Source organism: Corallococcus aberystwythensis, from assembly GCF_003612165.1.
GTDB classification, from domain to species: Bacteria; Myxococcota; Myxococcia; order Myxococcales; family Myxococcaceae; genus Corallococcus; species Corallococcus aberystwythensis.
This window is the reverse complement of sequence record NZ_RAWK01000003.1, coordinates 20,552-46,772: the sequence shown is the minus strand read 5'-3', so window position 1 is coordinate 46,772 and position 26,221 is coordinate 20,552. Positions and strand designations below refer to the sequence as shown.

At 68.5% G+C, this 26,221-nt stretch carries 28 protein-coding genes; 11 read left to right on the top strand and 17 right to left on the bottom strand.

Annotation, left to right across the window (positions count from 1 at the left end; genetic code table 11):
• Nucleotides 1-165: 165 nt before the first annotated feature.
• Nucleotides 166-1,566, top strand: coding sequence for a pyruvate kinase (gene pyk / locus D7W81_RS01035; protein WP_120553416.1), 1,401 nt, complete (start codon nt 166-168; stop codon nt 1,564-1,566).
• Between the two features lie 33 nt (nt 1,567-1,599).
• Here pyk and D7W81_RS01030 read toward each other — a convergent pair whose 3' ends face one another.
• The 9 genes from D7W81_RS01030 to D7W81_RS00990 all read right to left on the bottom strand — a co-directional run bounded on the left by D7W81_RS01030 (nt 1,600) and on the right by D7W81_RS00990 (nt 11,053).
• Nucleotides 1,600-2,265 carry a DUF7986 domain-containing protein gene (locus D7W81_RS01030; RefSeq protein WP_120553415.1) on the bottom strand — a complete coding sequence of 222 codons (666 nt, stop codon included), beginning with the start codon at nt 2,263-2,265 and terminating at the stop codon, nt 1,600-1,602.
• Nucleotides 2,266-2,284: 19 nt separating this feature from the next.
• Nucleotides 2,285-3,412, bottom strand: coding sequence for a glutamine-hydrolyzing carbamoyl-phosphate synthase small subunit (carA, locus tag D7W81_RS01025; protein WP_120553414.1), 1,128 nt, complete (start codon nt 3,410-3,412; stop codon nt 2,285-2,287).
• A complete protein-coding gene (locus D7W81_RS01020; RefSeq protein ID WP_120553413.1) occupies nt 3,412-4,713 on the bottom strand; it encodes a dihydroorotase in 1,302 nt (433 codons plus the stop codon). The genes carA and D7W81_RS01020 overlap by 1 nt, the downstream gene beginning before the upstream one ends.
• Nucleotides 4,710-5,603 (bottom strand): aspartate carbamoyltransferase catalytic subunit, encoded by an 894-nt coding sequence (locus D7W81_RS01015; RefSeq protein ID WP_120553412.1) that lies wholly within the window; start codon nt 5,601-5,603, stop codon nt 4,710-4,712. The genes D7W81_RS01020 and D7W81_RS01015 overlap by 4 nt, the downstream gene beginning before the upstream one ends.
• 76 nt (nt 5,604-5,679) lie before the next feature.
• Complete coding sequence (gene lepB, locus D7W81_RS01010) at nt 5,680-6,927, bottom strand: signal peptidase I (protein ID WP_120553411.1); 1,248 nt, start codon at nt 6,925-6,927, stop codon at nt 5,680-5,682.
• Nucleotides 6,928-6,932: 5 nt separating this feature from the next.
• Nucleotides 6,933-8,744 carry a translation elongation factor 4 gene (gene lepA / locus D7W81_RS01005; protein WP_120553410.1) on the bottom strand — a complete coding sequence of 604 codons (1,812 nt, stop codon included), beginning with the start codon at nt 8,742-8,744 and terminating at the stop codon, nt 6,933-6,935.
• 122 nt (nt 8,745-8,866) lie between these two features.
• Nucleotides 8,867-9,811 (bottom strand): NAD-dependent epimerase/dehydratase family protein, encoded by a 945-nt coding sequence (locus tag D7W81_RS01000; RefSeq protein ID WP_120553409.1) that lies wholly within the window; start codon nt 9,809-9,811, stop codon nt 8,867-8,869.
• Nucleotides 9,812-9,886: 75 nt separating this feature from the next.
• Nucleotides 9,887-10,846 (bottom strand): UDP-glucuronic acid decarboxylase family protein, encoded by a 960-nt coding sequence (locus D7W81_RS00995; RefSeq protein WP_120553450.1) that lies wholly within the window; start codon nt 10,844-10,846, stop codon nt 9,887-9,889.
• A gap of 24 nt (nt 10,847-10,870) precedes the next feature.
• A complete protein-coding gene (locus D7W81_RS00990; RefSeq protein WP_014397342.1) occupies nt 10,871-11,053 on the bottom strand; it encodes a ribbon-helix-helix domain-containing protein in 183 nt (60 codons plus the stop codon).
• Nucleotides 11,054-11,145: 92 nt separating this feature from the next.
• On the opposite strand from D7W81_RS00990, the gene D7W81_RS00985 reads away from it, so the two are divergent.
• The gene (locus tag D7W81_RS00985; RefSeq protein ID WP_120553449.1) at nt 11,146-11,745 is read left to right on the top strand and encodes a hypothetical protein; all 600 of its coding nucleotides are present in this window, start codon (nt 11,146-11,148) and stop codon (nt 11,743-11,745) included.
• Nucleotides 11,746-11,797: 52 nt separating this feature from the next.
• Here D7W81_RS00985 and D7W81_RS00980 read toward each other — a convergent pair whose 3' ends face one another.
• The 4 genes from D7W81_RS00980 to D7W81_RS00965 form a co-directional block, all read right to left on the bottom strand.
• Complete coding sequence (locus D7W81_RS00980; RefSeq protein WP_014397344.1) at nt 11,798-12,160, bottom strand: cupin domain-containing protein; 363 nt, start codon at nt 12,158-12,160, stop codon at nt 11,798-11,800.
• A gap of 30 nt (nt 12,161-12,190) precedes the next feature.
• Nucleotides 12,191-13,120, bottom strand: coding sequence for an SPOR domain-containing protein (locus D7W81_RS00975; RefSeq protein WP_120553408.1), 930 nt, complete (start codon nt 13,118-13,120; stop codon nt 12,191-12,193).
• A 194-nt stretch (nt 13,121-13,314) separates the two neighbouring features.
• Nucleotides 13,315-14,361 (bottom strand): tRNA 2-thiouridine(34) synthase MnmA, encoded by a 1,047-nt coding sequence (gene mnmA, locus D7W81_RS00970; RefSeq protein WP_120553407.1) that lies wholly within the window; start codon nt 14,359-14,361, stop codon nt 13,315-13,317.
• Between the two features lie 94 nt (nt 14,362-14,455).
• On the bottom strand, nt 14,456-15,721 hold the full coding sequence (locus D7W81_RS00965) for a CCA tRNA nucleotidyltransferase (RefSeq protein WP_120553406.1): 1,266 nt from the start codon (nt 15,719-15,721) through the stop codon (nt 14,456-14,458).
• A gap of 218 nt (nt 15,722-15,939) precedes the next feature.
• Between D7W81_RS00965 and D7W81_RS00960 the strand changes: the two genes are divergently transcribed.
• The 4 genes from D7W81_RS00960 to D7W81_RS00945 all read left to right on the top strand — a co-directional run bounded on the left by D7W81_RS00960 (nt 15,940) and on the right by D7W81_RS00945 (nt 18,090).
• On the top strand, nt 15,940-16,326 hold the full coding sequence (locus tag D7W81_RS00960; protein ID WP_120553405.1) for a hypothetical protein: 387 nt from the start codon (nt 15,940-15,942) through the stop codon (nt 16,324-16,326).
• A 74-nt stretch (nt 16,327-16,400) separates the two neighbouring features.
• Nucleotides 16,401-16,856, top strand: coding sequence for a DUF4326 domain-containing protein (locus D7W81_RS00955; RefSeq protein ID WP_120553404.1), 456 nt, complete (start codon nt 16,401-16,403; stop codon nt 16,854-16,856).
• 38 nt (nt 16,857-16,894) lie between these two features.
• Nucleotides 16,895-17,605: a hypothetical protein gene (locus D7W81_RS41795; protein ID WP_147445301.1), complete on the top strand. Its 711-nt coding sequence runs from the start codon at nt 16,895-16,897 to the stop codon at nt 17,603-17,605.
• A 5-nt stretch (nt 17,606-17,610) separates the two neighbouring features.
• A complete protein-coding gene (locus D7W81_RS00945) occupies nt 17,611-18,090 on the top strand; it encodes a hypothetical protein (RefSeq protein WP_147445300.1) in 480 nt (159 codons plus the stop codon).
• A gap of 7 nt (nt 18,091-18,097) precedes the next feature.
• On the opposite strand, the gene D7W81_RS00940 is transcribed toward D7W81_RS00945, so the two are convergent.
• Entirely contained in the window at nt 18,098-19,144 is a 1,047-nt protein-coding gene (locus D7W81_RS00940) for an alpha/beta hydrolase (RefSeq protein ID WP_120553401.1), read from the bottom strand.
• Nucleotides 19,145-19,277: 133 nt separating this feature from the next.
• Between D7W81_RS00940 and D7W81_RS00935 the strand changes: the two genes are divergently transcribed.
• Entirely contained in the window at nt 19,278-20,588 is a 1,311-nt protein-coding gene (locus D7W81_RS00935; protein ID WP_120553400.1) for a carbohydrate binding domain-containing protein, read from the top strand.
• Between the two features lie 47 nt (nt 20,589-20,635).
• The gene (locus D7W81_RS00930) at nt 20,636-21,256 is read left to right on the top strand and encodes a DUF1877 family protein (RefSeq protein WP_120553399.1); all 621 of its coding nucleotides are present in this window, start codon (nt 20,636-20,638) and stop codon (nt 21,254-21,256) included.
• Nucleotides 21,257-21,304: 48 nt separating this feature from the next.
• Here the strand turns inward: D7W81_RS00930 and D7W81_RS00925 are convergent, their stop codons facing one another.
• On the bottom strand, nt 21,305-21,598 hold the full coding sequence (locus D7W81_RS00925; protein ID WP_120553398.1) for a hypothetical protein: 294 nt from the start codon (nt 21,596-21,598) through the stop codon (nt 21,305-21,307).
• A 324-nt stretch (nt 21,599-21,922) separates the two neighbouring features.
• On the opposite strand from D7W81_RS00925, the gene D7W81_RS00920 reads away from it, so the two are divergent.
• Nucleotides 21,923-22,138, top strand: a complete 216-nt coding sequence (locus tag D7W81_RS00920; protein WP_120553397.1) for a carboxymuconolactone decarboxylase family protein — start codon at nt 21,923-21,925, stop codon at nt 22,136-22,138.
• A gap of 23 nt (nt 22,139-22,161) precedes the next feature.
• Complete coding sequence (locus tag D7W81_RS00915) at nt 22,162-23,151, top strand: aldo/keto reductase (RefSeq protein ID WP_120553396.1); 990 nt, start codon at nt 22,162-22,164, stop codon at nt 23,149-23,151.
• A 17-nt stretch (nt 23,152-23,168) separates the two neighbouring features.
• On the opposite strand, the gene D7W81_RS00910 is transcribed toward D7W81_RS00915, so the two are convergent.
• Nucleotides 23,169-24,074 carry a LysR family transcriptional regulator gene (locus D7W81_RS00910; RefSeq protein WP_120553395.1) on the bottom strand — a complete coding sequence of 302 codons (906 nt, stop codon included), beginning with the start codon at nt 24,072-24,074 and terminating at the stop codon, nt 23,169-23,171.
• On the bottom strand, nt 24,071-25,024 hold the full coding sequence (locus D7W81_RS00905) for a LysR family transcriptional regulator (RefSeq protein WP_120553394.1): 954 nt from the start codon (nt 25,022-25,024) through the stop codon (nt 24,071-24,073). The genes D7W81_RS00910 and D7W81_RS00905 overlap by 4 nt, the downstream gene beginning before the upstream one ends.
• Nucleotides 25,025-25,168: 144 nt before the next feature.
• On the opposite strand from D7W81_RS00905, the gene D7W81_RS00900 reads away from it, so the two are divergent.
• Nucleotides 25,169-26,212 (top strand): NAD(P)-dependent alcohol dehydrogenase, encoded by a 1,044-nt coding sequence (locus D7W81_RS00900; RefSeq protein ID WP_120553393.1) that lies wholly within the window; start codon nt 25,169-25,171, stop codon nt 26,210-26,212.
• The last annotated feature ends 9 nt before the right edge of the window (nt 26,213-26,221 follow it).

Genomic DNA, 26,221 nt, shown 5'->3' with positions numbered 1-26,221 from the left:
CCTCCCAGGGTAGCCGGGCTTTCTTCGTCTCAGAGCGTCTGAGAGCCACGAATGGCATGCGCCAGCTCGCGGTAACTTTCCGCCCGGCGCGTGAGGCGAAGAGTTAGTCCTTCGGGCGCAAGGCTGTCAAGCCGCCCACACCGTGGGGCTAGGATGGGCGGTCCTATGCGCAAGGCGAAGATCATCTGCACGCTGGGTCCGGCGTCGGACTCCAGGGAAGTCATCGAAGGGCTCGTGAAGGCGGGCATGAACGTGGCCCGGCTCAACTTCTCCCACGGGACGCACGACGAGCACCGCCAGCGCGTCCAGCGCATCCGCGCGGTGTCGAAGAAGCTGGGGGTGCCGGTGGCCATCCTCCAGGACGTGCAGGGCCCCAAGGTGCGCCTGGGGAAGTTCGAGGGCGGCCAGCTGATGGTGAAGGCCGGCGACATCGTGACGGTGACGACGCGCTCGGTGATGGGCCAGGGGAACATCATCCCCACGCCGGTGCGCTCGCTGCCCCGGGACGTGGCGAAGGGCCACGAGGTGCTTCTGGACGACGGCCGGGTGCGCCTGCGCGTGCTGAAGGTGAGCGGCCAGGACGTGTCCTGCCGCGTGGAGGTGGGCGGGCTCCTCAAGGACCACAAGGGGCTCAACCTGCCCGGCACGGCCATGTCGGTGCCCACGCTGACGGAGAAGGACAAGGTGGACCTCGCCTTCGGCCAGGAGGTGGGCGTGGACTACGTGGCGCTGTCCTTCGTGCGCTCCGCGCAGGACGTGCGCCAGGCACGGGCGCTGGTGACGAAGCTCAACACGCCGATCATCTCCAAGATTGAAAAGCCCCAGGCGGTGGAGAACCTGGAGGCCATCGCCCTGGAGTCGGACGGGGTGATGGTGGCCCGCGGCGACCTGGGGGTGGAGATGCCCTTGGAGCAGCTGCCCGCCATCCAGAAGCGCGCCGTGCGGGAGGTCAACCGCATGGGCGGCATCGTCATCGTCGCCACGGAGATGCTGGAGAGCATGGTGCTCAACGCCCGGCCCACGCGCGCGGAGGTGTCTGACGTGGCCAACGCCATCCTGGACGGCGCGGACGCGGTGATGCTCTCCGGAGAGACGGCCGCGGGCCGCTACCCCGTGGACGCGGTGGCCACCATGGCGCGCATCGTGGAGGAGACAGAGCGCACCAGCCTCGTCACCCTGCCCCACCCCCCGTTCGAGCGCTCGGAGGACCTGGGCACCGGCATCGCGGCGGCGGCGGTGGCCGCGTCCCGGCAGCTCGGCATCGGGACCATCATCGCGTACACGGAGAGCGGCCACTCCGCGCGCCTCATCTCCGAGTTCCGCCCCGGCGCGCGCATCGTCGGCCTGACGCCCAACGCGGACACGGTGAACCGGATGGCGCTGTACTGGGGCGTGACGGGGCACCTGGTGAAGCGCGTCTCGTCCACGGACGCCATGCTCAAGCAGGTGCGCCGGCTCTGCCACGAGCAGCGCTTCTGCGAACCCGGCGAGCCCTTCATCCTGGTGGCCGGCATCCCGCTCAACGTGCCGGGCAACACCAACCTGATGAGCATCCACCGCGTCTGAAGCACGCGGTGGAGGCATCAAGGGCAGGAGGCCCTAGAGGACCTTCTGCTCGAAGTCGTAGAGCTTCTCCACGGAGAGCTGGCGGTAGCGCTCCACGTTGAGGGCCCGGCGGGCGCACTCCCACACCAGGTCCTTGGCGGGGCGCTCCGGCTCCTTCTTCTTGCGGCGCTTCACCTCGGCCTTGATGGCCTTGAGGGCCATGGCGGGGTGGTAGCAGAAGGCGGAGGAGAACAGCAGGTGGCCGCCAAAGGGCACCAGGCGCGCCTCCAGCACGTCACCCGTCTCCAGGCCCGCGATGTGACGGCGCTCCGTCACGTCGAAGTCCTTGCCGGAGAAGAGCTCGCGCAGGCGCACCATGCCCTTGGCCAGCTTGCGGACTTCAAAGAGGCCGTGGACCGTCTCCGTGAAGCTGCGGAAGGCGTTGGCCTCCTCTGGCGGCGCGGACTTCTGGCGCTCCTCGTACAGCTCCGCGGCCGGCGTCTTGCCCGTGAGCGGCGAGACGCGGTCGTAGAGGTAGTAGTCCAGGAACGACGCCATCCGCAGCTCGAAGAGCTTGTCGTCCTCGAAGACTTCGCCGGTGAGGCGGAAGTACTCCGCCTTGGCCTCCAGGAGGTCCGGCTTGCGCGCCTCCGAGCTGCCGAAGGCGATGAGCTGGTCCAGGTACGGCTGGTACGACAACGGGGTCAGCGCGGTGTCCATGGCCGGTGCGAGCCTCTTCCTACGAACCCGCCATCAGCGTCGCGAAGCGGCTGAACAGGTAGCGCGCGTCGTGAGGGCCGGGCGAAGCCTCGGGGTGGTACTGCACGCTGAAGGCCCGTGCGTCCGGTACGGCCAGGCCCTCCACCGTGCCGTCATTCAGGTTGATGTGCGTGACAACGGCCTTGCCCTTGAGGCTGGCGTCGTCCACCGCGAAGCCGTGGTTCTGCGCGGTGATCTCCACCTTGCCCGTGGTGAGGTCCTTCACGGGCTGGTTGCCGCCGCGGTGGCCGAACTTCATCTTGTACGTCCGGCCGCCCAGGGCCAGCGCCATGATCTGATGCCCCAGGCAGATGCCGAACACCGGCACCTTGCCCAGGAGCGCCGCGACGGTGCGGTCCGCGCCCTTCACCGCGGCCGGGTCACCCGGGCCGTTGGCCAGGAAGACGCCGTGCGGCTTCCTCGCCAGCACCTGCTCCGCCGTGGTGTTGGCCGGCACCACCGTCACGCGGCAGCCCACGTCCACCAGGTACTGGAGCATGGAGCGCTTGAGGCCGTAGTCGTACGCCACCACGTCGTACTTCAGCTCCGGCTCCGGCTGCTTGTCCCCGGTGCCCAGGAACACGTCCGGCGTCGGCGTGGTGAAGAGGTAGGGCTCCTTGCAGGACACGCCCGTGGCCAGGTCCAGACCTTCCATGCCGACAGCGCCGCGAGCGCGCTCGGACAGGGCGGCGGCGGACACGTTCTCCGTGGAGATGATGCCCGTCTGGGCGCCGTGCGTGCGCAGGTGGCGCACCAGCCGGCGGGTGTCCACGCCTTCAATGCCCACGCGGCCATGGCGCGCGAGGTACGCGTCCAGAGTCTCCTGTGAGCGCCAGTTGGAGGGCGTCTTCGTCAGCGAGCGCACCACCATGCCCACCGCGTGCGGAAGGCCTGCTTCCTCGTCGCCCGCGTTCGCCCCGATGTTGCCCATCTCCGGGTACGTCATGGTGACGATCTGCCCCACGTACGAGGGGTCCGTGAGGATCTCCTGGTAGCCGTACATGGACGTGTTGAAGACAACCTCACCCACCGTCTCGCCGGAAGCGCCAAAGGCGCGTCCCTCGAACGTGGTGCCATCCGCCAGTGCGAGCACTGCCCGCTTCGCCATCACCGAGACTCCTTGAGCTGACCGTCCTCGAACACACACCGGCCGCCCACCCACGTCTGCGCCACGCGGCCCTTCAGCGTGCGCCCGTGGAAGGGCGTGTTGCGACTGCGGGAATAGAACCGGTGGGCATCCACCGTCCACTCCTCCGAAGGGGACAAAAGCGTGATGTCCGCCGGGGCACCAGGCGCCAGGTGACCGCCCGGCAGGCCGAATACTCTCGCCGGCCCGTCCGACAGCAGCTCCACCGCCCGGCGCGGGGTGAGCACGCCCTCGTGCACCAGCGCCAGCGTGAGCCCCAGGGCCGTCTCCAGCCCAACGATGCCGTTGATGCCCTTCTCGAACTCCACCAGCTTGTCGGACACGCCGTGCGGCGCGTGGTCCGTGGCGATGGCGTCCACCGTGCCGTCCACCAGCGCCTCGCGCAGCGCCTTCACGTCCACGTCGCCGCGGAGCGGGGGCGCCATCTTGGCGTGGGTGTCGTAGTCCCCCACCGCCCGGTCATCCAGGATGAAGTGGTGCGGGGCCACCTCGCAGGTGACGCGCAGGCCGCGCTTCTTGGCCTCGCGGATGAGCCGCACGCTGCCCTCGCACGACACGTGCGCCACGTGCAGGCGCCCCTTCGTCTCCTCCAGGAGCACCAGGTCGCGCGCCACCATGGCCACCTCCGCGGAGGCCGGAATGCCGCGCAGGCCCAGCCGCGTGGACGTGGCGCCTTCATGCATCGCGCCGCCGGCGGACAGCGTGAGGTCCTCCTCGTGGACCATGACCGGCACGTCGAACTGCGTGGCGTACTGGAGCACCCGGCGCATCAGGGCCGCGTTCATCACCGGGCGGCCATCGTCGGTGAGGGCCACGCAGCCGGCGGCAATCAGCTCGCCCGCCTCCGACAGCTCCTCGCCCTTGAGCCCCTTGGTGATGGCCCCGGCGGGGTACACGTGGCACAGGTCCGCGTCCCGCGCGCGCGACAGCACCAGCTCCGTGACGAGCGCGCTGTCGTTCACCACCTTGGTGTTGGGCATGGCCACGACGCCGGTGAAGCCGCCCGCCACCGCCGCGCGGCAGCCGGTGAGGACCGTCTCCTTGCCCTCTTCTCCCGGCTCGCGCAGGTGCACGTGCAGGTCGATGAAGCCCGGCACCAGCCACTTCCCCGTGGCATCCACCACGCGCGCGTCGCCGGGCGCGGGCAGAGCGCCTTCCGACACCTGCGCCACCCGGCCGTCCGTCACCAGCACGTCCCGGACACCGTCCACGCCATTGCGCGGGTCGATGACGCGCGCCCGCTGAAAGAGCACCGTGGTCATGACGCGCAAGCCTCCAGGATGGCCCGGCGCACCGCGACGCCGTTGGCCACCTGTTCCAGGATGACGCTGCGAGTCCCGTCCGCCACCCCCGGCGAAATCTCCACGCCGCGGTTGATGGGGCCCGGGTGCAGCACGGGGGCGTCCGGCTTCATCCGCTCCGCGCGGGCGGGCGTCAGGCCAAACAGCCGCGAGTACTCCCGCTGGGACGGCAGGAAGGCTTCCGACATGCGCTCCGTCTGCAGCCTCAGGCACATCACCGCGTCCGCCTGGGGCAGCACGGCATCCAGCTGGTGCGTCACCTCTCCGCCCATCTCCTCCAGCCCGGGGGGCAGGAGGGTGGGCGGCCCGCAGAGCACGACCCGGGCCCCCAGGGCCTTCAGGCACACGAGGTTGGAGCGCGCCACGCGGCTGTGCAGCACGTCGCCAACAATCAGCACCGTGCGCCCGTCCAGCCGGCCCCAGCGCTGGCGCAGCGTGAAGGCGTCCAGCAGGGCCTGGGACGGGTGCTCATGCGCGCCGTCGCCCGCGTTCACCACCGCGCACTTCACGTGCCGGGCGACCAGGTGCGGCGCGCCGGAGGAGCGGTGGCGGATGACGATGACCGCCGGCCCCATGGCCTCGATGTTGCGCGCGGTGTCCAGGAGCGTCTCCCCCTTGGACACGGAGGAGCCCGCGTGGCTCCAGTTGAGGACGTCCGCGCCCAGCTTCCGCGCGGCCACCTCGAAGGAGGAGCGCGTCCGGGTGGAGTCCTCGAAGAAGAGGTTCGCCACGACGCGGCCCCGCAGCACGTGCGAGGCATCCGGTCCGCCGGGCAGGTGCGCCTGGGCGCGGTCGAGCAACGCTTCCAGCTCGTCCCGCCGCCAGCCTGCGATTCCGAGAAGATGTCTCATGGGCCGGGGCCGCCGCGTACCGCGCGCCGTACGTTGCGTCAAGCACCGCGCGTGGTGGCCACCCGCCTGGCGTTCTTCAGCGCACCGGTTCGAAGAACCGGTCGACCCGCAGGCCCGTGCCGCCAAACAGGTTGCCCAGCAGGCCGCCCCAACCGAGCGACAGCCAGACGACCATGGCCTTGCCCTTGATGTGCCCGTACGGCACGTAGGCCACCTCGGCGCCGGCCGGGCCGCCCAGGTTGTAGCGGCTGTCCGCGCTGTTGTCCCGGTTGTCGCCCATCACGAAGACGCTGTCCGCGGGCACCGTGTAGGGGCCCTCGTGGTCGCGGCCCGGCAGGCGCATGGGGTGCTGGAGCGACGAGTGCACCACGTCGCCCAGGGCCTCGCGGTAGAGCACCTCTTCCTGGTCGAACCAGCGGCCCGTGGTGTCGTCCTGGTTGTGCACCACGAAGTCCGGCGACACCAGCGTGCGCGTCTGCGCCTCGCCGTTGATGCGCACCACCCCGTCGATGATCTCCACCGTGTCACCGGGGATGCCGATGACGCGCTTGATGAAGTCCTTGGACTCGTCCACGGGGTTGTTGAAGACGATGACGTCCCCGCGCCTGGGCTCCCGCAGAATGCGGAACGGCACCACGTTCATGAACGGGACGCGCACCCCGTAGATGAACTTGTTCACGAAGACCTGATCGCCAATCTGCAGCGTGGGCAGCATGGAGCCGGACGGGATGCGGTACGGCTCCACCAGCACCGTGCGGATCACCAGGGCAATCAGCAGCGCCTTGCCAAAGCCGCCCACGAAGTCCCACACGGACTGCTTGCGGTACGCGCCCAGGTGCTCCTGCGTGAGCTTCTCCAGGGCCTGCGTCTCCGTGCGCAGCTGCTCCACGTTGCCCGCCACGGACGCGGACTCCACGCGCAGGGCCTGCTCGGTGATGCGCTCCGCCGCGGCCGGGGGCACCTTCGTGCCCACGCGCGCGAGGATGCGCTCGTCCTCGGAGAGCAGCTCGCGCGCCTCGTGGCGCAGCGTGCGCAGCTGCGATTCCTTCTTGGAGGCGATGCGCCACACCAGCAGGCCCACGAAGGCCAGCACCATCAAGAGGCCGAAGCCCTTCATCAGGGGCTGGGCCCAGGACGCGGTGCCGGGCGCCGACTCGATGAGGATGAGGTACGGGATGAACGCCAGGCCCACGCCGCACAGCGGGGCCCAGAGGCTGGTGAAGAGCTCGCGCCACATCAGCTGGCGGCGGGCCTTGAGCTGCTCCGGCGTACGGCGCGCGGCCATGGCCGCTCCCAGCTTCGCGGAAGGACTGGCCGTGCTCATAGGGCTTACTGCTCCGTCTTGAGGACCGCGAGGAAGGCTTCCTGCGGAATCTCCACCGTGCCCACCTGCTTCATGCGCTTCTTGCCCTCCTTCTGCTTCTCCAGGAGCTTGCGCTTGCGGCTGATGTCGCCGCCGTAGCACTTGGCAAGGACGTTCTTGCGCATGGCGGAGATCGTCTCGCGGGAGATGATCTTCGCGCCGATGGCGGCCTGGATGGCCACCTCGTACATCTGCTTGGGAATCACTTCCTTGAGCTTCTCGCAGACCTCGCGGCCGCGCAGGTACGCGCGCTCGCGGTGCACGATGACGGAGAGCGCGTCCACCGGCTCCCCGTTGATGAGGATGTCCAGCTTCGCCAGGTCTGCTTCCGCGTAGGCGGACAGCTCGTAGTCCAGGCTCGCGTAGCCGCGCGACACGCTCTTCAACCGGTCGAAGAAGTCGAACACGACTTCCGCCATGGGCATCTCGTACGTCACCTGCACGCGCGTGCCGCTGGAGCCCAGGTACTTCATGTCCTTCTGCACGCCACGCCGGTCCTGGCACAGCTTCAGGATGGCGCCCAGGTGCTCGTTGGGCACGTGGATGTGACAGGTGAGGATGGGCTCCTCGAACTTGGTGATGTTCTGCGTCGGCGGCAGCTTCGCCGGGTTGTCCACCAGGAGCACTTCATCCTTGGTGGTGGTGATGCGGTAGACCACCGACGGGGCCGTGGTGATGAGGTTGAGGTTGTACTCGCGCTCCAGGCGCTCCTGGACGATCTCCATGTGGAGCAGGCCCAGGTAGCCGCAGCGGAAGCCGAACCCCAGCGCCGTGGACGACTCCGGCTCGTAGGTGAAGGCGGAGTCGTTGAGCGTCAGCTTCGCCAGCGCGTCGCGCAGGTTCTCGTAGTCGGACGAGTCCACTGGGAAGATGCCGGAGAACACCATCGGCTTGACTTCCTTGAAGCCCGGGAAGGCAGTCTCCGTGGGCCGCGCCTCCTCCGTCACGGTGTCGCCGACCTTCGCGTCCTGCAGCTCCTTCACGTTGGCGACGAGGACACCCACCTCGCCCGCCATGAGCTGCGTCACCGGGCGCGAGAACGGGCTGAACACGCCCAGCTCCTGCACCTCGAAGACCTTGTTGTTGCTGAACATCTTGATCTTCTGCTTGAGCTTCAGCGTGCCTTCCAGCACGCGCACCAGCGTCACCACGCCCCGGTAGTTGTCGTACCAGGAGTCGAAGATGAGCGCCTTGAGCGGCCCGGACGGATCGCCCGTGGGCGGCGGCACGCGCTTGACCACCGACTCCAGGATGTCGTGGATGCCGATGCCCTCCTTCGCGGAGGCCGGCACCGCGATGGACGCGTCGATGCCGATGACGTCTTCAATCTCCCCGCGCGTGCGGTCCACGTCCGCGCTGGGCAGGTCGATCTTGTTGATGACCGGGATGATCTCCAGGTCGTGGTCCAACGCCATGTAGACGTTGGCGAGCGTCTGCGCCTCCACGCCCTGCGTCGCGTCCACGACGAGCAGCGCCCCCTCGCACGCGGCGAGGCTGCGGCTGACTTCGTAGGCGAAGTCCACGTGCCCCGGTGTGTCGATGAGGTTGAGGACGTAGTTCTGGCCGTCCTTGGCGGTGTACGTCATCCGCACGGACTGGGCCTTGATGGTGATGCCCCGCTCTCGCTCGATGTCCATGTTGTCGAGGAACTGGGCCTGCGCCTCACGCTTGGTCAGCGTGCCTGTCTTTTCCAGGAGGCGGTCGGCCAGCGTCGACTTTCCATGGTCGATGTGGGCGATGATGCAGAAGTTGCGGATGTGCGCGTTTTCAGCCGGCATGGTCAGGGCGCTCGTCGGTCGCGAAGTGGGCGTAGGTAACACCGAACCGCCCGAAAATCCACGACCGGCGCACACCCGCCCGCTGGCACGAAGGCCAGGGGGACGGGTGGCGAAGGGCCCTGCTAGCCCCGGGCCCGGGCGGGGCCCACGGCCTGATCGCGGAAGAACTGGATCGTGTGGCGCAGGCCCTCCGCCAGCTGCACGGACGGCTCCCAGCCCAGGACCTTCTTCGCGAGCGACGCGTCGATGCAGGAGCGCAGCTGCTCGCCCGGCTTGCCCGGCGCGTGCGCGGCCTTCAGCGAGCTGCCGCCGGCCTCCGCGATGAGCTCGTAGAGCCGGTTGATGTCCGTCTCCACGCCGGTGCCGATGTTCGCGGCGCCCACGTAGTCGCTCTGGAAGGCCAGGTAGTTGGCGCGGGCCACGTCCGGACCGAAGACGAAGTCACGCGTCTGCTTGCCCTCGCCGTAGATGGTGCAGCCCTGCCCCGCGATGACGCGCTGGCTGAAGATGGCCACCACGCCCGCCTCGCCGTGCGGGTTCTGCCGGGGGCCGTACACGTTGGCGTACCGCAGGGCGACGTACGGCAGGCCGTACTGCGCCCGGTAGTAGCCCAGGTACAGCTCGCCCGCCGCCTTGGAGACGCCGTAGGGCGACACCGGCCGCGTGGGGTGGCCTTCCGTGGCGGGGAAGTAATCCTGCTCGCCGTAGATGGCGCCGCCGGTGGAGCTGAAGATGACCTTCTTCACGCCCGCCTGGCGCGAGGCCTCCAGCAGGTTGAGCATGCCGCGGATGTTCACGTCCGCGTCGAAGCCCGGGTCCTCCACGCTGCGGCGCACGTCCATCTGGGCGGCCAGGTGGCAGAGCACCTGGGGCTTCTCGGTGCGGATGAGCTCCGCGGCTTCGGGGCTCCGGATGTCGTGCACGGCCAGCCGCACGCGCGGATCCAGGTTCTCCTTCTTGCCGCTCGTCAGGTTGTCCAGCGCGATGACCTCATGGCCATTGCGCAGGAACTCATCGCACACGTGCGAGCCAATGAAGCCCGCGCCGCCCGTTACCAGGACTTTCACGCCGTTCTCCCCCAGCCCGGCCGCCAGGAGGGGCCGGACCGTCGTCTACCTCGCGTTCACTCGCGCGCGGCCAACCTAAGCTCCAGAGGGGCGACCGGCAACCTCTCGGAAGTACGCGATGGTGTCCCGTAGACCATCTTCCAGCTTCACCTTGGGCTCCCACCCCAGCAGCGTGCGCGCGCGGGTGATGTCCGGCTGACGCTGCTTCGGATCATCCTTGGGCAGCGGCTGGTAGACGATCTTCCCACCTCCGCCCGCCGCCTCCCGCACGGCCTCCGCGAACTGCTTGATGGTCATCTCGCGCGGGTTGCCGATGTTCACCGGGCCCCGGACGTCCGAGAGGACCAGCCGCACCAGGCCGTCCACCAGGTCCTTCACGTAGCAGAACGAGCGCGTCTGGCTGCCGTCTCCGAAGACGCTGAAGTCCTCGCCCCGGAGGATCTGCCCCACGAAGGCGGGCACCACGCGGCCGTCGTTGAGGCGCATGCGCGGGCCGTAGGTGTTGAAGATGCGCACGATGCGGACGTTCACGCCCCGGCTGCGCTCGTACGCAGCGCTGATGGCCTCCGAGTAGCGCTTGGCCTCGTCGTACACCGAGCGCGGCCCGATGGGATTCACGTTGCCCCAGTAATCCTCCTTCTGGGGGTGCACCAGCGGGTCGCCGTACACTTCCGACGTGGAGGCCATGAGGAACACGGCCTTCTTCTTCTCCGCCAGCTTCAGCGCGTTCTCCGTGCCGATGGAGCCCACGCGCAGCGTTTCGATGGGCAGGTTCGCGTAGTCGATGGGCGACGCGGGCGAGGCCAGGTTGAGGACGAAGTCCACCGGCCCGTCCACCTCCAGCCCCTCGGTGATGTCCTGCTTCACGAACTCGAAGCCCGCGCGCGGCTTGAGCGTCCGGACGTTCGCCTCGTTCCCGGTGATGAGGTTGTCCACCGCGATGACGGACTCCGCGCCGTCGTCCAGCAGCCGCTCACACAGGTGCGAGCCCACGAATCCGGCCCCACCCAGCACCACCGCCCGCTTGCCACGCATGCTCGTCACGTCACGCCTCGTTCGTCAGGAGAGTTCGTCGAAGGTTGCCTGGCCCGGCAGCTGCGCTTTGTACTTCTCCAGCACCAGGTCGATGCCCTGCCGGATGTATTCGGCCACGGGCACCTTCGTCTTCTGGTTCAGCGCCTTGAGCAGTTCGTTCTGCTCCGGAGTGATGTAGATGGTGGTGCTGACTTTCTTTCGGGCCATGGCGATACGTGAAAATATATGGAATGACGTGGCCTGCGAAGCACGGATTGGAAGCGGCGCGAACATGGCGCCCCACCGGCTTGGGAGGCACCTTGGCTTCTAGCAACCGTCTGATTTTCCTGGGCTTCCTCGCGGCAGGTGTCCTCTCCGGCTGCGCTGGCCAGAAGCCAGCGGAGACCCCTGACGCGGTGCGCAAGCGCCCGGAGGCGGAGGCCATCCGGGGAAAGCAGGAGCCCGGGGAGACCGTCACGGAGCTGGACGCGAACGGCGATGGCCGCACGGACGTCTGGGAGTACCGGCTGAAGGACGTGCTGGTGCGCAAGGAGCTGGACCTGAACTGGGACGGCCGCGTGGACGTCACCCAGTACATGGATCCGCAGGGCGCGAAGGTCCGCGAGGTGATGGACCTGGACTACGACGGCAAGGTGGACGCCACGTACCACTACGCGGAAGGCAAGCGCACGAAGGGCGAGCGCGACCTGGACGGAAACGGCAAGGCGGACTCGTGGCTCTACTACGAGAACGACACGCTCGTGCGGAAGGAGCGCGACGCGAACCACGACGGCCGGGTGGACTACTGGGAGTACTGGGAGAACGGCCAGGTGGACCGGATTGGCGAGGACCTGGACGGCGACGGCACCGTGGACCAGTGGACCCGCAACCCGAACCCGGCGGCGAAGCCCAAGGAGTGACGCCGGGAGCCCGGGCCGGCGCACCGTGAAGGCGCGCCGGCGGGCGGTACGGCTACGGGGCGCTGGTGCCCGTGCGGCCGTAGGAGTCTTCCAGCCGCACGACGTCATTCAGCTCGGGGGTGCTGACCTCGAGGATGTCGCAGTCGGTGATGGCGACCATGCGGTGCTTGGTCAGCGGCTTGATGTGGTAGCTCTCACCGGGGTTCATCTCCTTCTCGATGAGGCCCTGGCCCTCATCGACGACGAAGAGGAGCTTGCCGCTCTGGACGTGGATGGTCTCGTCCTTGACGTTGTGGAACTGGAGGCTCAGCTTGTGGCCGGCCTTCACGTGCAGGAGCTTGCCCACGTAGCGCTCCGTGTGGGCCCAGATGAGCTCGTGACCCCAGGGCTTCTCCACCCGCTTCGTCGTCGTCATGTTGCTTCGTCTCTTCCTTGCCCAGCAGCGCTAGTTCGTGCCGGCCACGTACGCGTCGAGCTGGGTCTCGCGCTTGAAGTCCGTCAGGTACCGGCCCGCGGCTTCCTTGCTGGCGAAGCTGCCCATCCGGACGCGGTACCAGGTGCCCTTTCCGGGCACCTCCGCCGCCAGGATATAGGGGGCATAGCCCTTGTCGCGCAACCGCGCGGCGAACCGGTCGGCGTCCTGGCGGCTCTGGAAGGCGGAGAGCTGGAGCGTGAACGCCCCACCCTTCACGGCCTCCGAGGGACGCGGCGGCTCCGCGGGCAGCGCCTGGGCCCGGGCGATGGCCTCCTTCATGCCCCCGTCACGCACGGCGGTGCGGGTGGCGACCGGCGTCTCCTCCACCTTTCCCTTCACCGGCTCCGCCTTGGCGGGCTCCGGCTTCACCGGCTCCGGCTTCGCGGCGGCGACCTTGGCGGGCTCCGCGGGCTTGGTCTCCGGCTTCGCGACGGGCTTGCCGTTGGCGATGGCGTCCTCCTCGGCGGCGTCCATCGCGGGCAGCTCGCCCGTGTCGGGGTCCGGCGTGGGGGCCAGCGCGGCGGGCTTCGCGGCGACCTTGGGGGCTTCAGCGGGCTTGGACTCCGGCTTCGCGGCGGCGGCCTTGGGGGCCTCCGGCTTCGCGGCGGGCTTGGGCAGCGGGGGCAGGGGCTCCGCGCCCGTCTTGCGGGTGAGCTCGTCCGGGAAGGTGAGCGGCGGCTCCTGGCGCGCGTCGTTGAGGACCTGCGCGTTGGCGTCCAGCGCGGAGAGCAGGTCCGGCGCGGCGGCGGTCTGCGCGTCGCCGGAGAGCTTCTTGCCCACGACCACGCCCAGCACGAACACGGCGCCCATCACGACGATGCCGGCGATCAACAGGCTGACGATCTGCCGGTTGTCCAACGAGACGTCGAACTTCTCCTTCATCCGGTGGGCGTCACGCATGGCGGGGCAAACCTCATTGCGCGCTCGGGCCGTGTAACGGCCTGTAGCGACAGCGTGCGCGCAAGCTACGCCCCACCCCCAGGCGGGTCAAATTCACGGAGCCAGCGGAAACCCACTGCGCGCGAGGCCCAATCTCAGGCCCCAGCGGCTCCGGCGACGGCATGGGTGAACGGCGCACGACGCGCCGGGTGGGATCAGACGATCCACCCGCCGCCGAGCACGCGATCCCGGTCGTAGACGACGGCGGCCTGGCCCGGTGTGACGGCGCGGGCGGGCTCGTCGAGCTTCACGGACACCAGCCCGTGCTGCGAGATGTGGATCCGTCCCGCCGCGCCCGCGTGACGGTGACGGATGCGGACCTCCACGGCCTGTTCAGGCGGGGGCGGCCCGTCCACCCAGTGCGGCTGGAGCAGGCCGAACTGCGCGCGGCCGGTGCCCTCCGCGGGGCCCACGACGACGCGGTTCGTCTCCGGCTCCAGGCGCTGCACGTAGCGCACCTCGCCGCCGCCCAGGTTGAGTCCCTTGCGCTGGCCCACGGTGAAGCGGTGGATGCCGTTGTGCGTGCCCAGCACCTTGCCGTCCGGATCCACGACCTCACCCGACGGCTGGGGACCGGCGACCTTCTCCACGAACCCGGCGTAGTCGCCGTCGGGCACGAAGCAGATCTCCATGCTCTCCGGCTTGTGGGTGGTGGGCAGGTTGTGGCGCTCGGCGACGGCGCGCACCTCCGCCTTGGTGAGGTGGCCCACCGGGAAGAGGACGTCCTTCAGCTCCTCCTGGCCCAGCGTGAAGAGGAAGTAGCTCTGGTCCTTGGCGGCATCCACGGCGCGGCGCAGGTGGAAGCGGCCGTCCACCTCCTCCACCTGGGCGTAGTGGCCGGTGGCGAGCCGGGCACCCAGGGCGCGCGCGCGCTTGAGGAGGAAGTTGAACTTCACGTCGCGGTTGCAGCTCACGCACGGAATGGGCGTCTTGCCGCCCAGGTACGACTGGACGAACGGGTTGACGACCCGGTCCTGGAAGATCTCCTCGGCGTTGGCCACGTAGAACGGGATGCCCAGCGTCTGGGCCACCGCGCGGGCGTCGTCGATGTCGTCCGGACTGCAGCAGCTGCCACACTTCGCGTTGCCCTCGTAGGACCAGACGCGCAGGGTGATGCCGATGACCTCGTGGCCCTGCTCCTTGAGCAGGGCGGCGGCGGCCGAGGAATCCACTCCGCCACTCATGGCAACGACGACTCGCATGGGGCTCCTTCCTACACGCCCCCAGGCCGGTACGCACGGCCCGAGGCGCTCCAGGCCCCCTCCCCTGCCCTCCGGCCGGGAAGAGGCCCCCGTTTCATGAACCGCGCGCCGCCCAGGCCGTGAGCCGGGAGCGGAGCTCGTCCGCGGTGTTGAGCGACGGGTCGTCGAGCACGGATTCGACAAGGTAGCGGGTCGCCTCGCCCACCTTCGGCGACGGGCCGATGCCCAGCGTCTTCATGATGTCGCCGCCGGTGAGCGCCAGCTCCTTCGCGGACAGGGGCGGCTTCGCGGCGGCCAGCGCCTCCAGCCGCGAGGCGAGCCCCTCCAGCGCGGGAAGCCGCTCCGGGGCACGGACCTGGACGCGGGCCCGGGCCACGGCGATGAGCGCGGGCAGGTTCGCGAGCCCCACGCGGGCGAGCAGCCGGCGCAGCGCGGGGTCCGCGTCATCCGCGCGCGTCTCCAGCTTCGCGTGCTCGACGAGCAGCCCGATGAGGTCCGCGGACTTGTTGGGGAACTTCAGGCGCAGGCACAGGTCCCTGGCCTGGGTCGCGGTGTCGATGTCCGCGAGCAGCGTGGCCACGCGCAGGTCCGCGTCCAGCGGCGCGGCCTGCACGGCGGCGCGCGCCAGCCGGGCGGCCTCCGCGTCCGCGCGGGCCACCTCCGGAAGGAAGACCTCCATCAGCCCCGTGTCCGCGAGCAGGTGGAGCCCCGTCTCCGCGCGGGGGGACAGGAGCAGCTTGAGCAGCTCCTCGCGCACGCGCTCCAGCGCGACCTTGCGGAACACGGCCAGGGTCGCGGGGATGGCGTCGCGGGTGTCGGGGTCCAGGGTGAAGCCCAGCACCGCGGCGAAGCGCACGGCGCGCAGGGGGCGCAGGCCGTCCTCGGAGAAGCGCTCCTGCGCGGACCCCACGCAGCGGATCAGCTTCGCGGGCAGGTCCACCTGGCCGCCGAACGGATCCACCAGCTCGCGGTCGAGCGGGTTGTACGCCATGGCGTTGATGGTGAAGTCGCGCCGGGACAGGTCCTTCACGATGTCGCGCTCGAAGGACACGGAGCTGGGGCGCCGTCCGTCCAGGTAGTCCCCTTCCGAACGGAACGTCGTCACCTCCACGTGGTTGCCGCCGGTGACGACGGTGACGGTGCCGTGCTGGATGCCGGTGGGGATGACCTTGCGGAAGGCGCGCTGCACCTCTTCCGGCAGCGCGCTCGTCGCGACGTCGAAGTCCTTGGGGTGGACCTTGCGGACCATGTCCCGCACGCAGCCGCCCACCAGGTACGTGGGGTGGCCCAGCTCGCGCAGGCGGGTGATGACTTCGAGCACGGGCTTCGGGATGTCGGCGTCGTGGAGGTTGGCGATCATGGCCGCGAGGGGTGGGAGGAGGCGGGCGCGTACGTTGCCGTCTTCCGGCGGGCCTTGCCACTGCCGCGGTCGGCATGAACGTCGGCATACGACAAATGACGTATACGTGCGCAGATGAAAGTCTTCAGGAAACTCTCGCGCACACCTGCCGACAATCATTTCAACGCAGCACCTACCGCGGGCGGGGCCACGGGCCGCCGCCCCCAGCGAGAGAAACCATGCTCAAGGCCATCAGCAGCTACACGTTCAAGAACCCCTCCCGTCAGCAGGTGGATCGGACGTCGGATGGGTCGAAGTCCGACTACGGACAGCAGGTCAGCGGCATGAACCAGTTCCTGGACAAGAGGAACGTCGGCATCTCCGACCGGTCCCGCGACAGCGTCATCGACAACGTCGTCAAGGTGGAGCGCGGCGAGCGCAGCGAGATCAACGCGCACCAGCGCGAGGTGGTGGGCTTCGCCCGGGACGCCTTCGACAGCTTCCGCAAGGGAGACTTCAGGCAGGGGTCCGTGGAGGCCTTGGGCTCGGTGCTCAACGCGGCGGGTTCGGTGTTCAAGTCCACGTATACGCAGACCCCGAGCGAGAAGCGGGGCATCGACCCCTGATGCCCCCCGCCTGCTGACGGACCAGGCATCACGCACGGCGTGCGCCGGGTGCATCTGTTAACGATGCACCCGCCATGTCCGACTCCCGAACCACCGCGGTGCATGTCCACGACGCCTGTGAGGTCTACGTGGGCCGCGCCTTCCGCGTCTGGGCAAAGCCCGGGCCGCTCAACCCCGTGCCGGGCCGCTTCGGCAACCCATTCAAGCCCGGTGGGGTGAAGACCTGGAAGGCGATGATCCGCACGTACTTCGAGCCGTGGCTGACGAAGCTGCCCGGGGACGAAGCCGCGCGGATCCGCGACGAGGCCCAGCGCCGCATGGCGCCCGGCCCGGACGCGTTCGAGTCCTTCCGCTGGTACCTGGAGCTGCGCACGAAGCACGACGCGGACTTCCTGCGCGACGTGCGGACGTTGCGCGGCAAGCGGCTGGGCTGCTGGTGCAAGCCGGGCCCGTGCCACGCGGACGTGCTGGCCGCGTGGCTGGACTCAGGTCCGGGTAGTCTCGTTCCCCAACGCATACTGCTCGTGTAGGATCCTGCTGGCTGTCTTCGGCTGGGGGGATCCTGGGCATGAAACCTTCATGGGCTACAGGCTTCGCGATCAGCATGTACGCTTGTGTCCTTACGACGAGCTGCAAGCTAAGCGGGGTTGCTGTCATTGATGATCAGCATGGCCGGTCGGCTGAGAGATTGCCCGCCCTTGTATGGCCGCTTCCGCTGCCGACCTCCCGCCTGACGCTTCGCCTACCAACCTCCGGTACAGGAACGGCCGCGACCACGCTTTTCGGTCCGGCCAGCCAACTCAACACCCTTCTTCGCGACCACGCGTTTGAAACGGCCTGGTACACCGTCCCCCACGGGGTCGCGGTGCTCACGAATATCGAACAGATCAACGACTCGGGGCAGGCACTCGCAGGTCCACTCCGCTGGGAGTCAGGGCCCGTCTTCCGCCTCAACTCGGCATCCGCATACATTCGCGCCCTGTTCGGGCCAAGCGCTGGACGTTTCCGCGCATTCCTCTTCATCATCTCGGACGCAAGCCCCAGCTATGCGCCCACGGAGCTTTCTCCGGAGGTGCTGAACAGCATCAAGACCACGGGAGAAGACAGCGTCCCGGCGGCCCTCTCCTCCATGCCCTTGCAGGATGGACATCAGATTCACTGCCTCGTCTATGAATTCCGAAGGACGGCGACCGACACTCCGTCCCTTCTGCTGAAGACCAGTGAGATCCGCGTCAAGGAGCATCTACGGCTCGCGGGCCTCGACGCCTTGGCACCATGACACCCATGAAAATGCCACTTCGCACCAGCCAACGGAACATCGCGGCCGTCTGGTATCTGGGCACGTTCATTCCCTTCATGGTCCTGGTCATCCAGACGTTTCGCGGGGCCTATCAGGAGACCACGGCGACCGGGATGGTCGACCGTGCATCCGAAGCGTGGGGGTGGTTCGCGCCCGCTGTCATGCCTACGCTCATGCTCATCACCAGCGTGGTCGTCGCGGAAGCGACCCAGCCGGAGTCCTCCAAGAAGGAGGTGGACCGCTTCACCTACCGGGTGACGTTGTCGCTCTCGATCGCCTACCTCCTGCTGATCTGGGCGGCCCTCTTCTACCGGGCGGAGAGTGGCATCTCGCCCCTGGGCATCATGCGCAAGACAGGCCTCTTCTTCGCCCCCATCCAGGGCCTCGTGGGGTCGGTGATTGGCGTGTTCTTCGTCGCACGTCAGCCCCACGCAAGCCCAGGTGCCGCGCCCCCACCACAATGACAACGCGTCAGTGACGCGCGTTCTCCCGCTCGCGGACCTGCGCGGGCTGGGACGTGAGCGTCGCGTCCACCTGGCGCCGCGTGCCCAGCGCTTCCGACAGCGTCACGCAGGCCTGCGCGATGGCGTTGCGCGCGGCGAGTGAGTCCGCCAACGGATCCAGCATCACGAAGTCGTGGATCATCCCCTCGTACTGGATGGCCAGCGTTGGCACCCCCGCGTCCACGAGCCGGCGCGCGTAGGCCTGGCCTTCGCTGCAAAGCACGTCGCATTCGCCGTTGAGGATCAACGCGGGGGGCAGGCCTCGCAGCTGTTCGTCGGTCGCGCGCAGGGGGCTGACCCTGGGCTCGCTGCGGACAGAGGAATCCGGGGCGTAGTTGTCCCAGAACCACTGCATCCCGCTTCGCGTGAGGAAGTAGCCGTCCGCGTACCGCTCATAGGAAGCCGTGTCGAAGCGGGCGTCCGTGACGGGATAGAACAGCACCTGCTGCAGGATGCGCGGGCCGCCGCGCTCCTTCGCCTCCAGCGTGAGCGCCGCCGCCAGGTTCCCACCCGCGCTGTCCGCGGCCACGGCGATGCGCTGTCCATCCAGGTCCGCTTCACTCCCGTTCTTCGCGATCCACTGGAGCACGGCGTAGGCCTGTTTGAGCTGCGCGGGATACTGGCCTTCGGGCGCGGGCGTGTAGTTGACGAATACGATCGCGCAACGGCTCCCCACGGCCAGTTCGCGGATCAGCCGGTCGTGCGTGTCCTTGTCACCCAGCACCCAGCCGCCGCCATGGAGGTAGAGCACCGCCGGGAGTTTTTCCGACGCGTCCGCGGGCCGCACGATGCGGACGGAGACCCGGCCGTCGGGGCCCACCGGCAGGACGCGATCCTCGATGCGGGCAGGCTTCTTCGCGACCTTCCCTGACTGCACGCTCCGGAGCACGTCACGCGCATCCGCGGGGGGCAGGGTTTCGAGCGCGGGTCCTCCCGCTGCCCTCAGCTGCTCCAGGAAGGCTCGGGCATGGGGATCCAGTCCGGAGTCAGGCGGATTCTTCGCATCCGTGGGCATGGCGTCTCTCCTCCTGGGCCGAGGATGGCCATGCACGCCCGGAGTGGGAGACGCAGGCACACGGTGGGCTCGTCAGGACGCCATCTGGTCTTTATGATTAGACAAGTATTTCTAGATTTTCACGGAGAGTGCCATGATTGAGTCCGCCGTCCGTCGCACTGCCTGGGCATTGTTGCTGGCCGTCCCGCTGACGTCCGCTTGCAGCCCGGATCCCGAAGCAGAAAGCCCGGTACAGACCTCCGCGTCCCTGGCCTCGGTGATCACCAACCCGTCCTTCGAAACGAACACCAGCGGCTGGTCCAGCTGGCAGGGAACGCTGACGCGCGAGGCGCGCACCGGAGCCCCGAACGGGCAGTACGTCGCGCGCGTCACCGTCAGTGGTGCGGCCACGCTCTACTCGCTGGACGGCGCGCAGAGCAGCATTCCGAACGCGCCCCAGGGGCAGAGCTATACAGCGACGGCGTATGTCGCCGCGGGCAACAGCGGCACGGTGGGCAAGCCCGTGAGCCTCATCCTCCGGGAGAAGAACGCTTCCGGAGCGACGTACAAGCTCTTCACGGCGGACGCGACGCTGACCACCAGCTTCCAGCGGCTCACCGTGACCGGCACCGTGGAGCGCGCCGGTGACACGGTGGATGTCTACGTCCTCCAGAACCAGGCGACGTCCGGCAACACCATCCTCGTGGACGCCATCACGCTGGAGCCCGCGGGAGGCGGGGGCTCGAGCCCGTCGGGTGAACCGATGCCGGTGGGTGACCTCACGGGCTGGCGGCAGGTGTTCACCGACGACTTCACGACCAACGTGCCCGTGGGCCAGTTCCCCGCGGCCGTGTCGTCGAAGTGGGGCGTGTACCTGGATGGTTGGAAGGACACGAGCAAGAACGGGACGTATTCGCCCTCGAAGGTCGTCAGCATCCAGAACGGCGTGCTGAACAAGTACCTGCATACGGAGAACGGCGTACACAGGGTGGCCGCGGTGCTGCCGAAGATCCCCGGCGCGAATGCTTCAGGTGGACTCCCTGCCGGGCGCTACGCGGTGCGCTTCAAGGCGGATGCTGTGCCTGGCTACAAGGTCGCGTGGCTGCTCTGGCCGGACAGTGAAGTGTGGCCGCGCGACGGGGAGATCGACTTCCCGGAGGGCGACCTGGACGGAACCATCTCCGGCTTCATGCACCGGCAGAACGGGACGTCCGGCGGGGACCAGGATGCCGCCTCCTCGAGCGCGCGCTTCACGTCGTGGCACACGGCCATCATCGAGTGGAGCCCGGGCCGGTGCCGGTTCATCCTCGATGGCGCGGTCATCCTGGACAAGACCAGCCGGGTGCCGAGCACTCCCATGCACTGGGTCCTCCAGACTGAGACGGACCTGAGCGGCACGCCGCCGGGCAACAGCGCCGCGGGCAACGTGCAGATCGACTGGGTCGCGGTCTGGGTGCCGAAGTAGCACGCGCTGGATGAAACAAAGACGGCGGAGCTGCTAGGACGGGCCACATGGGACTCGATGCGCGTTACCAGGCCCTTCCTGGCGGCTCCCTGCTTCTGGAGCTGGCCCGCCGGAACGCCGGCGTGGGCGGATGGCTGTCTTCCATCACCTGGATGCTCCAGGATCCGCGCAAGGAGAGTCTGGCTCCAGGCGGTCCGGATCCCGGCGAGCTCCTCCTCCTGGGGGCCGTGAGGGACGCGTTGAAGACCCGCCCCGACCTGGCGACGCACCAGGTGGATCTCCAGCGGCGGTGGGATCATCTGCATTTCGTCCTGTCCGCCCACCGCAGGGACGCGCCGGGAACGGAAGACGACTCCCTGGCAGGCATCGCGATCAATGGCGAAGAGAGGATCGGCCCTCATGTGGTTGCGACCCAGGGCGTGCCCCTGCGCTACACGTGGCCGGAGACGGTGGAGCGGATCGCCCGGATGTTGGAGTCCTTTCCGTTCGACTCGCACCGCGAGCACTTCACCTTCGAACGCCTGAGCCAGGCGGGCGTCTACAAGTGCCCTCGCGAGAAGAACGTCGAAGAGGACTGGCAGTGGCTCCGCGAGCGCTTCGACCTCTTCCGCGCCTTCTACGTCACGGCCGCGAAGCACGGGGACGGTGTCCTGGTCTGCGTGGACTGAACCGCGAGGCCCGGACATGACGCCGGGCCCCGCTGGACTCAAGACTGATCAGCTCTCAGCAGTCGCGGCCTGCTCCGTTTCCGGATGGGCGGCGTCGCAGACCGGCGCCGTGTCCTCGGACCGCTGCTCCGAGGAGACGGAGGCGGTCTCCTGCGAAGGCTGCGCGGGCGCGAAGCACCCGACAGACTCGCCACAGGTGGTGCGGTAGGTCCCCTCATAACAAATCTGGTCGCAGTAGCTTGTGCAGACATCCCAGCACTGCGGCGGATAGGCAAACGCGGCGGCGGGGGCCACGGCGAGGATGGCGGCGACAGCGTTCAGGGACTTCCTCAGCGCGTTCATCGGCACTCCTGGGGTGTGGGGGATGTGCCCGCGCAGCGGCAGGCACGTCTGGGAGGAGACGCCGGTTCCAAACCCAATGACAGACGGCCCACCCCGCCACCGTCCGCGACTGAACGCTTACACAGTCCAAGAGTTCATCCTGACGCAAGTCAATCGTGGCAACCCACGATGGACAGGACGCATGGAAGGAACGCGACAGCCGCCTGCCAGGCCGCTTCATTCTCAACCCGTGCTTAACAGCCCATTGTCTCCAAGCGTCTAGTCCGCCATGGCACCGGGCCGTACCTTTCTTCGAGTCGTTTCACCCCCGCTCGGAGAACCTCCATGGCCACCCAACCCCCTGCCACCGCCGCACAGAAGGCCATTGGCGACTTCGCCCCGAAGTTGGTGGAGCGCACCGACGACGTGCTGTTCGGGGACGTCTGGGAGCACCCACAGCTGTCCAAGCGTGACCGCAGCCTCGTCACCTGTGCCGGCTGGCCCAACGCCATGTCGGCTGTGACGCTCGCCAAGGGGCTGTTCGAGAAGAAGCAGCCCTGAACCCATCCAACAAAGAGTCCACCATGCAAAAGCGCAAACTCGGAAACAGCAACCTGGAGGTCTCCGCCCTCGGGCTCGGATGCATGGGCATGAGCCATGGCTTCGGGCCACCGGCGGACAAGCAGGAGATGATCTCCCTCATCCGGACGGCCGTCGACCGGGGCGTCACCTTCTTCGACACCGCCGAGGTCTACGGGCCCTTCACCAACGAGGAGCTCGTCGGCGAAGCCCTGGCTCCCGTTCGCGGCCGGGTGGTCATCGCCACGAAGTTCGGATTCAACTTCGACTCCGACGGGAAGCAGTCCGGGCTGAACAGCCGGCCCCAGCACATCCAGCAGGTCGCCGAGGCCTCGCTCAAGCGGCTCCGGACCGACACGATCGACCTCTTCTACCAGCACCGCGTGGACCCGGAGGTGCCCATCGAGGACGTCGCGGGCGCCGTCAAGGAGCTGATCCAGCAAGGCAAGGTCCGGCACTTCGGCCTCTCAGAAGCGGGCGTGAAGACGATCCGCCGCGCGCACGCCGTCCAGCCGGTCACCGCCCTCCAGAGCGAGTACTCCCTGTGGTGGCGTGAACCCGAGAAGGAGATCATTCCGGTCCTCGAGGAGCTGGGCATCGGATTCGTTCCGTTCAGCCCTTTGGGCAAAGGCTTCCTGACGGGCAAGCTGAACGACGAGTCTCAGTTTGCCAAGGGCGACATCCGCAACGTCTTGCCGCGCTTTACGCAGGAGGCACGCCAGGCGAATCAGGCCTTCGTCGACCTGATTGGCAGGGTCGCGGCCCAGAAGGGGGTGACTCCAGCCCAGCTCGCGCTTGCCTGGGTCCTGGCACAGAAGCCGTGGATGGTCCCCATCCCGGGCACCACGAAGCTCCACCGCCTGGAGGAGAACCTCGGCGCACTCCAGGTAGCGCTCACGCCTGGCGAGCTCCGCGAGCTCACGGACGCCGCTTCGAAGCTCACGGCGCAGGGGGAACGCTACCCCGAGGCAATGCAGAAGATGATCAACCGCTGAGTGCAACAGGCGGCCCGTCAAACAGCCCTTACCGCAAGCTCGCGCGCCGCTTCGACGAAGAGTCGCAGTGGCGCCGAGCGCTGCGCGCGGCTGGGGTAGTAGAGGAAGAAGCCGGGCACGGTGGGCGCGTAGGCCTCCAATACCCGCACGAGCCGCCCCGAGCGGAGTTGCTCCGCCACGGCCGGTTCGAAGGCGTACGCCAACCCCACGCCCTGCTCCGCCAGGGACACCGTCAGGTGATTGTCATTGGAAACCACGCCCCCGCGCACCGGTACGCGCCAGTTCCTGCGGCCCCGCTCCAGCTCCCAGGCGTAGAGCGCTCCGGTGGAGCGCATGCGGAACGTGATGCACTCATGGCGCAGCAGGTCCTCCGGGCGCTGGGGTGTCCCGTGGCGCTCCAGGTACCCAGGAGCCCCCACCACCACGAAGCGGAACGCGTCGGTGAGCCGCACCTGCACCATGTCGCGCTCGATGGACTCGCTCAACCGCACGCCCGCGTCGTAGCCCTCCGCCACGATGTCCACGAAGCGCTCCTCGATGACGACCTCCACCTCCACGCGCGGGTGACGCTCGCGGAAGGTGGGGACCACCGGGGTGATGACGTAGGGCAGCGCTGCCCTCGGCACCGAGAGCCGGACCCGCCCCACCGTTTCGCCTGGCTGCGCGGCCACCTCCCCGAGCGCGGCGATCGCCTGCCCCATCGCGGGCCCCGCGGTCTCCACGAGGCGCCGGCCCGCGTCCGTCAGCGCCACGCTGCGAGTCGTGCGCGTGAGCAGCACCACGCGCAGCAGCTCCTCCAGCTGCCGCACCGAATGGCTCACCGCCGCCGTGGAGACGCCCAGCTCGCGCGCCGCGCCGCTGAAGCTGCTCAGGCGGGCCACGACGAGGAACACCTGGAGCTGGGTGAAGGGCGCCGTATTCATTCGCGAGGACCGCCTTTGGCTTCACTGCTCGGCAAGCGCGGAGAGGCGATGGCCCTGGCCGCCAGCTCCCGGGCCGCTTCGACGAAGAGTCGCAGCGGCGCCGAGCGCTGTGCACGGCTGGGGTAGTAGAGGAAGAAGCCAGGGACGGTGGGCGCGTAGGCCTCCAATACCTGCACGAGCTCTCCGGTGCGCAGCCGTTCCGCCACGGCCGGCTCGAAGGCGTACGCCAGCCCCACGCCCTGCTCCGCCAGGGTCGCGGGCAGGTGGATGTCGTTGCTGACGACGCCCCCTCGCACCGGCACACGCCAGCTCTTGCGTCCGCGCTCCAGCTCCCACGAGTAGAGCGTCCCCGTCGTCTGCGAACGGAAGGTGATGCACTCATGCTTCAGCAGGTCCTCGGGACGCTGGGGCGTGCCGTGGCGCGCGAGGTAGCCAGGGGACCCCACCACCACGAAGCGGAACGCCTCCGTGAGCCGCACCTGCACCATGTCGCGCTCAATGGACTCGCTCAGCCGCACGCCCGCGTCGTAGCCCTCCGCCACGATGTCCACGAAGCGGTCCTCGATGACGACCTCCACCTCCACGCGCGGGTGACACTCGCGGAAGGTGGGGACCACGGGCGTGATGACATAGGGCACCGCAGCCGTCAGCACCGACAGCCGGACCCGGCCCACGGCCTCTCCCGGCTGCGCGGATACCTCGCGGAGCGTGTCCAGCGTCTGCCCCACCGCCGGGCCCGCGCCCTCCACGAGCCGCCGGCCCACGTCCGTCAGCGCCACGCTGCGAGTCGTGCGCGTGAGCAGCACCACGCGCAGCTGCTCCTCCAACTGCCGCACTGCCTGGCTCACCGCGGCCGTGGACACGCCCAGCTCGCGCGCCGCGCCGGTGAAGCTGCTCAGCCGGGCCACCGCGAGGAAGACCTGCAGCTGCGTGAAGGGCACCGTATTCATTCGAGAGGATCGTATCCGAACCCACTGTTAAGCCCACGTTAAGAGCCTGTTGGCTCTTCGCGCGTAGTCATCCACGGGCCCGGCGTGTATCTCTCTTCTCGTGAACGGGGCTCACCCGCCCCACTGCTCAGGAAGAAGAGACACATGCCCACCGTCAACGCCTACGCCGCCACCTCCGCGAAGTCGCCGCTCGGTCCCCTGACCATCCAGCGCCGGGAGCTTGGCCCGCGTGACGTGCTCATCGAGATCAAGTTCTGCGGCATCTGCCACTCCGACATCCACACCGTCCGCGGCGAATGGGGCGGGACGGCCTATCCCCTCGTCCCCGGCCATGAGATCGCCGGCATCGTCGCCAAGGTCGGCGCCCAGGTCAGCAAGCACGCGGTCGGCGACCGCGTCGGCGTCGGCTGCATGGTCGACTCCTGCGGCGATTGCGCGCCCTGCCGCAAGGGCGAGGAGCAGCACTGCCTCAAGGGCATGGTCGGAACCTACGGCGCCACCGGGCGGGACGGACAGGTCACGCAGGGCGGCTACTCCACCCACATCGTCGTGACCGAGGACTTCGTCCTCAAGATTCCCGAAGGCATCTCGCTCGACGCCGCCGCGCCGCTGCTGTGCGCGGGCATCACGACGTACTCGCCGCTGCGCCGCTGGGGCGCGGGCCCCGGCAAGAAGGTGGCCATCGTGGGCCTGGGTGGCCTGGGGCACATGGGCGTGAAGTTCGCTCGCGCGATGGGCGCGGAGGTGACGGTCCTGTCGCAGTCGCTGAGCAAGAAGGAGGACGGCCTGCGGCTGGGCGCTCACCACTACTACGCGACGAAGGACCCGGAGACGTTCAAGAAGCTCGCGGGCACGTTCGACCTCATCGTGAACACGGTGAGCGCGAAGATCAACCTGAACGCCTACCTGTCCCTGCTGGCGCTGGACGGCGCGCTGGTCTCCGTGGGTGCCCCTCCGGAGCCGCTCGACGTCAACGTGTTCTCGCTCTTCATGCCCCGCCGCGTGTTCACCGGGTCGCTCATTGGCGGCATCCCCCAGACGCAGGAGATGTTGGACTTCTGCGCGCAGCACAAGCTCGGCGCGGACATCGAGGTCATCCCGGCCAGCAAGATCAACGACGCCTATGAGCGCGTGCTCGCCTCCGACGTCCGGTACCGCTTCGTGATCGACGCCGCGACCCTGAAGTAGCGCATCCGG

Coding starts and splice junctions, on each gene's coding strand:
- pyk (WP_120553416.1), top strand. CDS start 166: ATGCGCAAGGCGAAGATCATCTGCACGCTGGGTCCGGCGTCGGACTCC.
- D7W81_RS01030 (WP_120553415.1), bottom strand. CDS start 2,265: ATGGACACCGCGCTGACCCCGTTGTCGTACCAGCCGTACCTGGACCAG.
- carA (WP_120553414.1), bottom strand. CDS start 3,412: ATGGCGAAGCGGGCAGTGCTCGCACTGGCGGATGGCACCACGTTCGAG.
- D7W81_RS01020 (WP_120553413.1), bottom strand. CDS start 4,713: ATGACCACGGTGCTCTTTCAGCGGGCGCGCGTCATCGACCCGCGCAAT.
- D7W81_RS01015 (WP_120553412.1), bottom strand. CDS start 5,603: ATGAGACATCTTCTCGGAATCGCAGGCTGGCGGCGGGACGAGCTGGAA.
- lepB (WP_120553411.1), bottom strand. CDS start 6,927: ATGAGCACGGCCAGTCCTTCCGCGAAGCTGGGAGCGGCCATGGCCGCG.
- lepA (WP_120553410.1), bottom strand. CDS start 8,744: ATGCCGGCTGAAAACGCGCACATCCGCAACTTCTGCATCATCGCCCAC.
- D7W81_RS00995 (WP_120553450.1), bottom strand. CDS start 10,846: ATGCGTGGCAAGCGGGCGGTGGTGCTGGGTGGGGCCGGATTCGTGGGC.
- D7W81_RS00990 (WP_014397342.1), bottom strand. CDS start 11,053: ATGGCCCGAAAGAAAGTCAGCACCACCATCTACATCACTCCGGAGCAG.
- D7W81_RS00980 (WP_014397344.1), bottom strand. CDS start 12,160: ATGACGACGACGAAGCGGGTGGAGAAGCCCTGGGGTCACGAGCTCATC.
- D7W81_RS00975 (WP_120553408.1), bottom strand. CDS start 13,120: ATGCGTGACGCCCACCGGATGAAGGAGAAGTTCGACGTCTCGTTGGAC.
- mnmA (WP_120553407.1), bottom strand. CDS start 14,361: ATGCGAGTCGTCGTTGCCATGAGTGGCGGAGTGGATTCCTCGGCCGCC.
- D7W81_RS00965 (WP_120553406.1), bottom strand. CDS start 15,721: ATGATCGCCAACCTCCACGACGCCGACATCCCGAAGCCCGTGCTCGAA.
- D7W81_RS00960 (WP_120553405.1), top strand. CDS start 15,940: ATGCTCAAGGCCATCAGCAGCTACACGTTCAAGAACCCCTCCCGTCAG.
- D7W81_RS00955 (WP_120553404.1), top strand. CDS start 16,401: ATGTCCGACTCCCGAACCACCGCGGTGCATGTCCACGACGCCTGTGAG.
- D7W81_RS41795 (WP_147445301.1), top strand. CDS start 16,895: ATGAAACCTTCATGGGCTACAGGCTTCGCGATCAGCATGTACGCTTGT.
- D7W81_RS00945 (WP_147445300.1), top strand. CDS start 17,611: ATGAAAATGCCACTTCGCACCAGCCAACGGAACATCGCGGCCGTCTGG.
- D7W81_RS00940 (WP_120553401.1), bottom strand. CDS start 19,144: ATGCCCACGGATGCGAAGAATCCGCCTGACTCCGGACTGGATCCCCAT.
- D7W81_RS00935 (WP_120553400.1), top strand. CDS start 19,278: ATGATTGAGTCCGCCGTCCGTCGCACTGCCTGGGCATTGTTGCTGGCC.
- D7W81_RS00930 (WP_120553399.1), top strand. CDS start 20,636: ATGGGACTCGATGCGCGTTACCAGGCCCTTCCTGGCGGCTCCCTGCTT.
- D7W81_RS00925 (WP_120553398.1), bottom strand. CDS start 21,598: ATGAACGCGCTGAGGAAGTCCCTGAACGCTGTCGCCGCCATCCTCGCC.
- D7W81_RS00920 (WP_120553397.1), top strand. CDS start 21,923: ATGGCCACCCAACCCCCTGCCACCGCCGCACAGAAGGCCATTGGCGAC.
- D7W81_RS00915 (WP_120553396.1), top strand. CDS start 22,162: ATGCAAAAGCGCAAACTCGGAAACAGCAACCTGGAGGTCTCCGCCCTC.
- D7W81_RS00910 (WP_120553395.1), bottom strand. CDS start 24,074: ATGAATACGGCGCCCTTCACCCAGCTCCAGGTGTTCCTCGTCGTGGCC.
- D7W81_RS00905 (WP_120553394.1), bottom strand. CDS start 25,024: ATGAATACGGTGCCCTTCACGCAGCTGCAGGTCTTCCTCGCGGTGGCC.
- D7W81_RS00900 (WP_120553393.1), top strand. CDS start 25,169: ATGCCCACCGTCAACGCCTACGCCGCCACCTCCGCGAAGTCGCCGCTC.